The organism is Colwellia sp. D2M02, from assembly GCF_018860755.1.
In the GTDB taxonomy this organism is placed as follows: Bacteria; Pseudomonadota; Gammaproteobacteria; order Enterobacterales; family Alteromonadaceae; genus Colwellia; species Colwellia asteriadis.
This window is the reverse complement of the sequence record NZ_JAHKPW010000070.1, coordinates 250,556-260,797: the sequence shown is the minus strand read 5'-3', so window position 1 is coordinate 260,797 and position 10,242 is coordinate 250,556. Positions and strand designations below refer to the sequence as shown.

At 36.5% G+C, this 10,242-nt stretch carries 13 protein-coding genes; 7 read left to right on the top strand and 6 right to left on the bottom strand.

Annotated elements, in window-relative coordinates:
* Positions 1-56: 56 nt before the first annotated feature.
* Complete coding sequence (gene fabV / locus KO495_RS13560) at positions 57-1,250, bottom strand: enoyl-ACP reductase FabV (protein WP_215980931.1); 1,194 nt, start codon at positions 1,248-1,250, stop codon at positions 57-59.
* A 141-nt stretch (positions 1,251-1,391) separates the two neighbouring features.
* The gene (locus tag KO495_RS13555; protein ID WP_215980930.1) at positions 1,392-1,706 is read right to left on the bottom strand and encodes a BolA/IbaG family iron-sulfur metabolism protein; all 315 of its coding nucleotides are present in this window, start codon (positions 1,704-1,706) and stop codon (positions 1,392-1,394) included.
* Between the two features lie 144 nt (positions 1,707-1,850).
* On the opposite strand from KO495_RS13555, the gene KO495_RS13550 reads away from it, so the two are divergent.
* From KO495_RS13550 to KO495_RS13525, 6 genes are all read left to right on the top strand, one after another.
* Positions 1,851-3,017: a methyltransferase gene (locus KO495_RS13550; RefSeq protein ID WP_215980929.1), complete on the top strand. Its 1,167-nt coding sequence runs from the start codon at positions 1,851-1,853 to the stop codon at positions 3,015-3,017.
* A 53-nt stretch (positions 3,018-3,070) separates the two neighbouring features.
* On the top strand, positions 3,071-3,649 hold the full coding sequence (locus KO495_RS13545; RefSeq protein WP_252738955.1) for a YajG family lipoprotein: 579 nt from the start codon (positions 3,071-3,073) through the stop codon (positions 3,647-3,649).
* 35 nt (positions 3,650-3,684) lie between these two features.
* On the top strand, positions 3,685-4,272 hold the full coding sequence (locus KO495_RS13540) for a peptidylprolyl isomerase (RefSeq protein WP_215980928.1): 588 nt from the start codon (positions 3,685-3,687) through the stop codon (positions 4,270-4,272).
* A gap of 278 nt (positions 4,273-4,550) precedes the next feature.
* The gene (locus KO495_RS13535) at positions 4,551-4,880 is read left to right on the top strand and encodes a hypothetical protein (protein WP_215980927.1); all 330 of its coding nucleotides are present in this window, start codon (positions 4,551-4,553) and stop codon (positions 4,878-4,880) included.
* A gap of 209 nt (positions 4,881-5,089) precedes the next feature.
* A complete protein-coding gene (locus tag KO495_RS13530; protein WP_215980926.1) occupies positions 5,090-6,343 on the top strand; it encodes an AmpG family muropeptide MFS transporter in 1,254 nt (417 codons plus the stop codon).
* Positions 6,344-6,347: 4 nt separating this feature from the next.
* Positions 6,348-6,521 carry a hypothetical protein gene (locus tag KO495_RS13525; RefSeq protein ID WP_215980925.1) on the top strand — a complete coding sequence of 58 codons (174 nt, stop codon included), beginning with the start codon at positions 6,348-6,350 and terminating at the stop codon, positions 6,519-6,521.
* A 158-nt stretch (positions 6,522-6,679) separates the two neighbouring features.
* Here the strand turns inward: KO495_RS13525 and KO495_RS13520 are convergent, their stop codons facing one another.
* Positions 6,680-6,910 (bottom strand): glutaredoxin family protein, encoded by a 231-nt coding sequence (locus KO495_RS13520; RefSeq protein ID WP_215980924.1) that lies wholly within the window; start codon positions 6,908-6,910, stop codon positions 6,680-6,682.
* Positions 6,911-7,235: 325 nt separating this feature from the next.
* Here KO495_RS13520 and KO495_RS13515 point away from each other — a divergent pair, with 325 nt between their 5' ends.
* The gene (locus tag KO495_RS13515; protein WP_215980923.1) at positions 7,236-8,351 is read left to right on the top strand and encodes a methyl-accepting chemotaxis protein; all 1,116 of its coding nucleotides are present in this window, start codon (positions 7,236-7,238) and stop codon (positions 8,349-8,351) included.
* 126 nt (positions 8,352-8,477) lie between these two features.
* On the opposite strand, the gene KO495_RS13510 is transcribed toward KO495_RS13515, so the two are convergent.
* The 3 genes from KO495_RS13510 to argR all read right to left on the bottom strand — a co-directional run bounded on the left by KO495_RS13510 (position 8,478) and on the right by argR (position 10,225).
* Positions 8,478-8,873 carry a YacL family protein gene (locus tag KO495_RS13510; RefSeq protein WP_215980922.1) on the bottom strand — a complete coding sequence of 132 codons (396 nt, stop codon included), beginning with the start codon at positions 8,871-8,873 and terminating at the stop codon, positions 8,478-8,480.
* 64 nt (positions 8,874-8,937) lie between these two features.
* Entirely contained in the window at positions 8,938-9,606 is a 669-nt protein-coding gene (locus KO495_RS13505) for a fumarylacetoacetate hydrolase family protein (protein WP_215980921.1), read from the bottom strand.
* A gap of 136 nt (positions 9,607-9,742) precedes the next feature.
* Complete coding sequence (gene argR, locus KO495_RS13500; protein ID WP_215980920.1) at positions 9,743-10,225, bottom strand: transcriptional regulator ArgR; 483 nt, start codon at positions 10,223-10,225, stop codon at positions 9,743-9,745.
* Between the last annotated feature and the right edge of the window lie 17 nt (positions 10,226-10,242).

Below are 10,242 nucleotides of genomic sequence, written 5' to 3'. Positions count from 1 at the left end.
TAGCTGCTAGAGAAACATTTTTTAAGCCGAGATCAGGTTAACTAACAACTAGAACATTATAGTAAATGATTAATCGTAACTTCAGGGCTAACATCTGCGTCATAGTCAACGCCATCAACACCAAAACCAAATAACTTCAAGAACTCAGCATGGTAACCAACGTAGTCAGTTAACTCGTCAATTGTATCAGTATCAACTGTATTCCAAATATCAGTAACACGTTGTTGAACGCTATCTTCAAGCTCTTTATAGTTTTGGCTAAAACGGCCTGCTTCATCTAAACGTGGTGCTTCATTGTAAATGTTTTCTTTGAACAAGTTATCGATTTGCTCAATACAACCTTCATAAGTACCGTCTGCTTTCATCACTTTAAACATCGCTGAAATGTACAACGGCATAATTGGAATTGCTGAGCTTGCTTGCGTTACTACGGCATTTAATGACGTAACATTGGCTTGACCATTAAGAGCTGCAGTAGATGCATTAATTGCACTTGCTGCACGGTCTAAATCTTCTTTGGCTTTACCAATAGTTGCTTTACCGTAAATAGGCCAAGTAAGCTCTTTACCAATGTAAGTATAGGCAACGGTTTTAACGCCTTGTGCTAATACATCCGCCTCTTTAAGCGCATTCATCCATAATTCCCAGTCTGCACCGCCCATTACATCAATAGTACCTTGAATTTCAGCTTCATTTGCCGCTTCAACTGACACTTCATCAATAATACGTTTTGAGGTATTTAAGTTTTTAGTGGTAACACTTTGACCTATTGGCTTTAAAGTAGACGCGTAAACTTCACCTGTATCAGGATCGGTTCTACGTGGAGAAGCTAAAGAGTAAACCACTAAATCAATTTTCCCCATATCAGCTTTAATTGCTTCAATAGCTTGTGCTTTTACTTCATGAGAAAAAGCATCGCCATTAATGCTTTTCGCATAAATACCAGCTTCATCAGCCGCTTGTTGAAAGCCTGCGGTGTTATACCAACCTGCTGAAGCTGTTTTTTTCTCTGTTGGTGGTTTTTCAAAGAAAATACCTAAAGTTTTAGCGTTATAGCCAAATGCAGAGGTAATACGTGACGCTAAACCATAGCCTGTAGAAGCGCCGATCACTAAAACATTTTTAGGGCCCGCTGTAGATGATGAAGCGTTTGCTTTTACGTAAGCAATTTGTTCATTAACATGCGCTTGACAGCCAACAGGGTGAGCATTAGTACAAATAAAACCACGAATTTTTGGTTTGATAACCATAAGAGAGCCTTTTTTATTTATGTTAGTCACGACGTTACGCTAAATCAATATTGCTGATAACGGCGTGTTGAAATGTATGTCATATTGGCGACATTGTACCTTGACTAAACTTTTAAGAGGTACGATCAGATAATATGATCTTTATTTACCGCCACCTAAACAGTTTGGCGACAAAGGTGTGTTTTCTGCGTAATGCTCATCCCACTCTTTTTTGGTGTAAGCGTGAATAGCCAACGCATGAATTTTTTCAGCTAACTCTGTTGCCAATACTGAATTTACTGCGCGATGGCGTTTAATACGCATTGCGCCATTAAACTCATCAGAGACCACAATCACTTTAAAATGCGATTCACTGCCCGGTGGTACATTGTGCTTATGGCTTTCATTTACTACATCTAAATGTAAAGGAGAAAATGCATTAAGAAGTTTCTGTTCAATTATTGCAGCAGTAGTCATTTTTATCCCTGATAATATTATGTCAATTATTCTTAGCTAAATCGGAAATTATTTTAGCTGATTTAAGAGGATAGACCAACAATATGTTATGAAATATGTCACAATATTAGGCTGTAATTTCATTTAATTGGTAAGCTAAAAACCATGATCAGCCCGTTTATTGTCAATGACAAAAATTTATTCTTAACTCGTTTTCCCGTAGCACAAGTAAACCGAGACTTGCAGGCATGGGACGCTGCCGATGAATACTTAATTAATCATATTACAGAACATAACCTTATTAATGAAAACAGCCATGTGGTTATTTTTAATGACAGTTTTGGTGCTTTAGCAACAAGCTTTTGCCAGCCATCACTTAGCCCCGCTAGCGTAACTTGTGTGAATGACTCATACATCAGCGCTCAAGGTATTCGTCATAATATTTCAGAAAATAACTTAGACGACAGTAAAGTAACCTTACGATCTAGCTTAGATAAGCTACCTGAAAACATTGATATTATTTTGTTCAAAATACCTAAAAGTAAATCAATGTTAATTGAACAACTGATACAAATTAAAAATAATGTAAACGATAACACCGTATTTATTGCTGCCGATCGTGCTAAAGAAATTCATAGCTCAACATTAAAAGTGTTTGAAAAGTACTTGGGTACAACAAAAACCTCATTAGCGGTCAAAAAAGCTCGTTTAGTGTTTTGCCAATTTGATAATAAACAACAGCACCAATCACCATTCCCAACAATTTGGTCGCTTGATGATAAGAACACTTCACAACAATTTACCATCAGTAATCATGCTAATGTTTACGCACGAGAAAAGCTGGATATTGGCGCACGCTACTTTATTGAGAACTTACCTAAGGTTAATGAAGGCTGTAAAGTGATTGATTTAGGCTGTGGTAATGGCGTTATCGGTTTAACCGTTTTAGCACAACAACCAACAGCCCAAATACAGTTTTTTGATGAATCATTTATGGCTATTGCATCAGCTGAAGCGAATGTGAACACCAACCTGCCAGAGCATGCAAGACAGTGTACTTTCAACTTAAATGATTGTTTAACCGATGTTGAAAGTAATAGTGTTGATTTAATATTATGTAACCCTCCTTTTCATCAGCAAACGGCAACAACCGATCATATCGCTTGGCAAATGTTTAAAGACAGTTATCGCGTATTAAAAAAAGGCGGCGAATTACGTATTATAGGCAACAGACAACTGGCTTATCACATTAAACTAAAACGTATTTTTGGTAATGAGACTCTGATCGCCAGCAACGATAAGTTTGTGACACAATCAGCTATTAAAAAATAAAATTTTTGAATAAATGAGTGATTACTCAACATTAGCACAAGGAAAACTTCACCATGAAACCGATGGCATCAATGCAAAAAACGCTATTTTCAGCAGTAACAGCCCTTTTAATTGTAGGCTGTAGCAGTGCGCCAACGCACGTAATTTTAGCACCACAAATTATTCAAACGCCAACAAATACATACAATACTCAAGCATCATTAAATGTTGTTGATATGCGTACCAGTAATCACATTGTACAAATATCTCAAGAAGGGGAAGCGGCGACTATCTTGTCGTCTCAACAGCGTTTAGAAGAGTTAATCAACAGTACACTAAGCAGTACTTGGAAAAAGCAAGGCATTGGCTTTAATAGTATTGCCAGTACAAAAATTGATATTACTATTGATAAAGCCATCACCAGTGTTACTCAAAAAACAATGAGCTATACCACACAAAGTGAGCTTATCATTACCGTAAAAGTTGCCAATGCGCAGCAAACATTAACCAACACCTTTAAAAGCCGTGGTAATAGCGAAGGCGCTTTAAAAGCCGATATTGCCGTATTGGAGCGTGACTTTAATAACAGTTTAAATACCCTATTAACGCAAATAGTGAACAGTAACGATATTCGTAACTTTTTAGCAAATTAATTCAGCTCACTTTCATAACCACCAAAGGTTCTTTTATGACAACGTTAACTAAAATCATTATTGCCACGGTATTGGTGTTTACCAGTTTATGCAGTAAAGCAATTGATCCAACAAATATTTATCCGAAAGTAAAATTAGAAACCTCTATGGGGGTTATTATCGTAGAGCTAGATCGCGTTAAAGCTCCTATTACTGTTGATAACTTTCTTACCTATGTGGTTTCAGGTGAATATAACAACACTATATTTCATCGTGTTATTGAAGGTTTTGTCGTACAAGGCGGCGCCTATGATACTGACTTTAGTGAAAAAAAGTTAAACAAGAGTATTTTTAATGAATCGGGTAATGGTTTGAAAAATGACTTTGGCACTATTGCTATGGCAAAAGAAAGTCGCCCGCATACAGCTAACCGTCAATTTTTCTTTAATATGGCAGATAACGATAGTTTAAATCCAGGTAGAGGCTGGGGCTATGCCGTATTTGGCGCTATTGTTGAAGGTGATGAAGTATTAGAAAAAATATCTAAGGTAAGTACCGACTACCACCAAGGTATGGCATGGAATGATGTTCCCGTAGAACCAGTGTTACTGATTAAAGCCACTTTACTCCCTACTGACGAATAAGCTACTCCTACTTTACAATTTGATTACAAATTAACACCAAAATAAAAGGGCTATTTTTTGACAAATAGCCCTTTATCACCGATACCTAATAAGGTTAGCAAGCGTCACATATCTAATTATAGCTATAACATAGCTACGCTTGGTCACATCACAATCAAACGTTTAACTTGAGTGGTTAATTAGAAACTCGAAGTCTAATGCTAAACCAGTAATAACGTAGCCTATCGTTATTTACAGCCGATAATGGCAATTTATTACTGAGCGTTAAAGGAGATTTCATGGTAATAGAGCAGTTTATCAATAATAAAATTATTCAAATGCATGCCTACGTCAACGCTGTTATTGATAATGAAATACATTATACCGAATTAGATCAATTTATATTTGATACCATGGCTGAGTGGACCTTACTATCGGTAACCGATGAAACCCCTAGTTCTGCAAAAGAACGAGTTTTTTGGCACTTAATGCACGAGGTGAGCTTACATGGTGCACAGGCGCTTAACCAAGACTTATTTTTTAAAAGTGAAATGAATACCTGTTTAGACTTTTTTAATGGTATTGGCAGTTATCCTATTGATTGTATCGGCTGGCGGCCACTGCCGTAAGTAACCTACTTAAACAAACATCGGTTACTTTTTTGCTGTGTACCTTATCAAGGTAATACGCTCAATAATAAAGAGCGCAGCTAGTTATTCAACACCCACTCATTCGCGTAATACAAATAACTTTACTACAAAGCCATTAATGCGCTTGGGAGAAATGCAAGCCTCTGATAAGCTTAGCGGTATTAATTTCTCCTTGAGTTTTCTCATTAATGGCTAACAACGCTTTCAAAGACGCTATTCTCAATAAACGTATGTTAATCTGTATTTTTACAGGTTTTAGCTCAGGTTTACCGCTATTTGTTTTATATCAACTAGTACCTGGCTGGTTAAAAGATGAAGGGGTGAGCTTAGCTGAAATTGGCTTATTTTCGTTAATTGGCATCCCTTATGTTTGGAAGTTTATCTGGTCTCCAGTTATCGATCGATATTCACTAGGGCGAATTGGTCGCCGGCGTAGTTGGATGTTATTTACACAATGTACGCTACTTCTATCCATCGGTCTCTTTGGCTTTATTAACCCTGTAATGAATATATGGTCAGTCGCTTATTTAGCGACTGCTGTAGCGTTTTTTAGTGCCAGCCAAGATATTGTACTTGACGCTTATAGACGTGAATTATTACCTGATAACGAGCTAGGTTTGGGTAACTCTATACATGTGCAAGCATATCGTTTCTCAGGGTTAGTGCCAGGTTCACTTGGCTTGATCTTAGCTGATCATATGAGTTGGCAATCTGTTTTTATGATAGTCGCTGCTTTCATGTTACTCGGTGTGTTTCTCACTTTATGTATTAAAGAGGTCAAAACAGAACATAATGCCCCTAAGTCACTCAAAGAGGCGGTAATTCTCCCTTTTAAAGACTTTATACAAAGCAATGGTCTTAAGTCTGCCTGTTATACACTACTATTTTTAGTGCTTTATAAACTCGGCGATAATATGGCAACGGCTTTACAAACACCATTTTTTATGGAGATGGGGTTTAGTAAAACCGAAATTGGTGTAATAGCGAAAACATCTTCAATGGTAGCAATGACTGTTGGTATTGTTATTGGTGGCTTAGTAATGATAAAGCTTAGTATTAATCGCGCGCTATGGTTATTTGGTTTTGTACAAATTGCTAGTATTCTAGGCTTTGCAGCTCTAGCAGAAATAGGTCACAATAATTACGCGTTGGCTTTTACTATGGCCTTTGAATATTTAGGAGTAGGTTTAGGTACTGCAGCTTTCACCGCCTTTATTGCCCGCACCACTAACCCAGCTTTTGCCGCAACTCAAATTGCATTATTCACTGCATTAGCCGTATTGCCGCGCACCTTTGCTAATGCGACTACAGGTTTTATTGTTGAACAAATTGGCTGGACGCAATTTTATTTTTTATGTACCGCACTCGCCATACCAGGCATGATAATGCTTTTAAAAGTTGCCCCTTGGAACGAAAACACTCAATCAAAAGTAACAGGTTAATTTAATGATTAAACTATTTTTTTTACTGCCTATTTTAATGTCACTTATTTGGTGGTGGTATTTAGATAACAGAGGTTATAGCTTAAAGGAAGGCCTTAAAGGCTTTATTTACATCGCACTATTTAATAGCGTTATTATTGGCTTTTTTACCTTAATGATTTTTGTGACCAGCTCATAACACCGTGCATGGCTTTCACTAACTAAAAAATTAGAGAGCTCGAGTACAGGCAAATATATACCAACGCACTCTATGCTCTATATTTTTATACTCGCTCATAAGACAATAACAACCTCTATGAAGTGAGTGAAGAAGTGACCTAACTCGCTTATATCTTATTAACCTGCACCATAGATTTTCTTAAAGTTTTTCAAATTCCACCCAATCATAACTTCATTACCAATTTTAAGAGCGGGTACAGATCGAGCCCCTATAGCATCAAGCTCTTTTCTACCACGCTGCATTTTTGCATTTGTTAACCTGTACTTAATACCGTTATCATCCAAATACTTTTGGGCTTCTCGACAATGAGGGCATTTATCTGAAATATATAAAACAACACGTTTCATGGCTAACCTATAAAGAACTGTTAAAAGCTCACTATTTTACGTGAGTCTCATAAAAAGCAAAGGTGAATTAATCAAACTATCAACTATATATAAATAAAATGAACTAAACTGATTAATCTAAGGTGTTTGAACTTATAATTTACCTTAGGTCTAGCTATTTAAGGTTACAGTTGTGAACGATAGCAATAAGTTGCAAGTCATAATAACCTTTATAGTTAAACGTTTGTTAAGCTAATGATGTTACATATAAACGTATTTTTACATAGCCCTAATTTCTACTATAAACAAAGACTGTACCGAACTATTAATTTAACCAGAGTAAAATATGATATTTAACTTTAAAAATAAAATAGAAAAATTAGAATTAGAAGTAAGTACTCTCACGCAGCAAAATTCTTTATTGAAAGAAGAGCTCAAACAAGCTAACCAATCAAATGAGACCTTATCAAATGATATTTCAGTAGCAGCTGCTACACATAACAACCAACAAACATTAAACAAGTTATGGTTGCAATCATCTGATTTAGTTAATCAAATAAGAGAAAGTCTAGCGACCTCATCATCAGAACTTATTATCCATCGTGATAGTTTTCAATCATCTCAAGAATTATTTGATCAAATAATGGAGATGCTAGCTTCAACAATTAAATCTACGGCAGAAATATCTACCGACACTAAAACAGCATCAACATCAGTTGACCAATTACAGGCTGTAACCACTGGTATTAATGATTTTGTTAATATCATTAAAGGTATATCTGACCAAACTAATTTACTCGCATTAAATGCCGCAATTGAAGCTGCCAGAGCTGGCGAGCAAGGAAGAGGTTTTGCTGTAGTTGCTGATGAAGTAAGAACGTTGGCACAGCGCTCAGCTGAAGCATCTAACGAAATATCAGTACTCATTGAACAAGTTAATAGTCAAATGGCTGACGTAGTTAGTGGCATAAGCGGTGTAGGACAAAAAAGTGATGAGATTACCACTAGCACAGCATCCATAGAAGAAACAGCCAATCGAATTGTAAGCTTATCTCAGCAGATGTACTCTGTTATAACAAACTCAACAGCTGATTCTTTTATTCAAACAGTAAAAATGGATCATGTCGTTTGGAAACTTGAAGTGTACCAAGTAATGCTTGGCATGTCTGATAAATCAATAGATGACTTTGCCGACCATACTATGTGCCGCCTTGGAAAATGGTATTATGAAGGTGAAGGAAGCGTCAAATATTCAGGGTTTGACGCTTACAAAAAAATTGAAGTACCGCATGAAGAAGTGCACAAAAATGGTTTAGCGGCATTAATAGCACATCAAGAAGGAAACAGTGATGAAGCGGTTAAAAGATTAACCTTAATGGAGAATTCTAGTTTTAAGGTTGTTGATTTACTTTCATCTTTATCTCATCAAATATCTAATCAAGTGCCTAAACACCCTGGCTAAATAATAAACAACGAAATTATATTCAGAAATATCAACAATACTTATTGTTAGCTATCATATTTAGTTAATCTGCAAAGATGCCTAAGTTCTAGTTACATTTGAGCTACAGCATCTTGCAGCTAAAACTTAGTAGCGAATATTACTAAACTTGGCCCATGAAAGCAGTAAAGCGCGAAAGTCATCAATACCACAACCGGCCATTTCATTTTGATCTAGATGAATATGCTCATCCGTTAACATTTCAGGCAAACCTTCACTATTTTCTAAGCTTCCATTTAAACTAACGTTAGTTTGAATATCAACCTCATCACGGCTTAATGTTACGCTGTATTCACTGCCAACTATTTGCATTTCCTTACGCTCACCATTTTTAACTAGGTTAATTGCGGTTAAAAATTCAGTAAGCTTCTCCGGATTATTGTTAACCTCAACCTCAAGCCAAGGACCCATTACTTCATGTTCTAAAGAAAACCTCGCTCGAGCCTCTCCCGTAATAGCATCGTGTATAAATTCATATTCCATCGTTTTTCCTATAAATAGGCATATTAGTTAAGTGTAGCAAAATTCAGTTAACTCCTCAGAAAGCTTACTGTGCAAACCACTGCTGGTTAATTAATACCTCAGCTTCCGTAACGTTTGCTGCACTACTATTAATACTTACAGAACCACTAAAACTGTCACCGCTTTGAATAACACCAACACCTTTAGGAGTTCCTGTCATTACAATATCACCGTCTTCCAAGCTAACAAATTGTAATAATTCAGCAAGTATTTCTACTGGCTTGTACATCATCAACTCAACACTGCCCTGTTGTGTTAACGTATTATTAATAGTTAAACTTAGAGACAGATGATCAATGTGGTGGCTTTCAATGGCAACAAAGTCACTAAATACAGCTGAGCCATCAAACGCTTTAGCTCGCTCCCAAGGTAAGCCTTTTGCTTTTAATGCAGACTGTAAAGTACGTTTCGTTAAATCTAACCCTAAAGCAACTGCGCTAAACTTTCCTTGTTGATACAAGAAACAAAGCTCAGCTTCGTAATGTAATGGTTCCATTAAATGATGCGCATTAAGCACTGAACTAATCGCAGAGTTAGGTTTGAAAAACACCACCATTTCGTCAGGAACATCATTGTTAAGTTCTTTGATATGCTCAACATAGTTTCTACCGATACAGAGTATTTTAGAAGGTGTTAGCGTTGAGGTGGTTATTGCTAATTGGGCATTGGTGGTAAGGAGGTTTATGGTTTTCATGAAGTGCGGCTTAAAGGAAATACTTTAGAGTTTAAATAGTTACCTTAACTTAAACAAGCCTAAGGCTTAAAGTAATGTTTTTATAGAGGTAAAGAGATAATTAAGCGACTTAATAAGCCGCTTAACAAAGGCTTGTTTAGTTTTGCTCGTTTACACCGAGTAATGTGCGAATAGCTTGGGTAATACTATCAATATTTTCAACATTGTCAGGGGCAATAAAAATAGTATCATCACCTGCTAATGTTCCCAAAATACCAACGGCTTCACCCATACTATCTAACATACGAGAAATTAACGGTGCACCGCCAATACCTGTTTTAAGGATAATTTGCATATTATTATGCTTAACACTTAACACTACCGATTCAATTGACTGCTTAGATTTAGGAACGGCCAATTCATCAGGTAATATATAAATCATTTCATTGTTTGCGTTACGCGTTTTTACAGCGCCAAGCTTAGAGAGTAACCGGGAAATTTTAGCTTGTGACATGTTATCAAAGCCTTGTAAGGCAAGAGCGCCCGCCAACTGACCTTGTGAACCATAACATTGCTCTTTTAATAAACGCTTGAACACATGAATTAATTTAGATTCATTTTCTTTACGACTGATTATCATTTACTAGCTTCATATAG

Bases quoted from the DNA above. Each gene is read 5' to 3' on its own strand.
- fabV (WP_215980931.1), bottom strand. From the start codon at position 1,250: ATGGTTATCAAACCAAAAATTCGTGGTTTTATTTGTACTAATGCTCAC.
- KO495_RS13555 (WP_215980930.1), bottom strand. From the start codon at position 1,706: ATGACTACTGCTGCAATAATTGAACAGAAACTTCTTAATGCATTTTCT.
- KO495_RS13550 (WP_215980929.1), top strand. From the start codon at position 1,851: ATGATCAGCCCGTTTATTGTCAATGACAAAAATTTATTCTTAACTCGT.
- KO495_RS13545 (WP_252738955.1), top strand. From the start codon at position 3,071: ATGAAACCGATGGCATCAATGCAAAAAACGCTATTTTCAGCAGTAACA.
- KO495_RS13540 (WP_215980928.1), top strand. From the start codon at position 3,685: ATGACAACGTTAACTAAAATCATTATTGCCACGGTATTGGTGTTTACC.
- KO495_RS13535 (WP_215980927.1), top strand. From the start codon at position 4,551: ATGGTAATAGAGCAGTTTATCAATAATAAAATTATTCAAATGCATGCC.
- KO495_RS13530 (WP_215980926.1), top strand. From the start codon at position 5,090: ATGGCTAACAACGCTTTCAAAGACGCTATTCTCAATAAACGTATGTTA.
- KO495_RS13525 (WP_215980925.1), top strand. From the start codon at position 6,348: ATGATTAAACTATTTTTTTTACTGCCTATTTTAATGTCACTTATTTGG.
- KO495_RS13520 (WP_215980924.1), bottom strand. From the start codon at position 6,910: ATGAAACGTGTTGTTTTATATATTTCAGATAAATGCCCTCATTGTCGA.
- KO495_RS13515 (WP_215980923.1), top strand. From the start codon at position 7,236: ATGATATTTAACTTTAAAAATAAAATAGAAAAATTAGAATTAGAAGTA.
- KO495_RS13510 (WP_215980922.1), bottom strand. From the start codon at position 8,873: ATGGAATATGAATTTATACACGATGCTATTACGGGAGAGGCTCGAGCG.
- KO495_RS13505 (WP_215980921.1), bottom strand. From the start codon at position 9,606: ATGAAAACCATAAACCTCCTTACCACCAATGCCCAATTAGCAATAACC.
- argR (WP_215980920.1), bottom strand. From the start codon at position 10,225: ATGATAATCAGTCGTAAAGAAAATGAATCTAAATTAATTCATGTGTTC.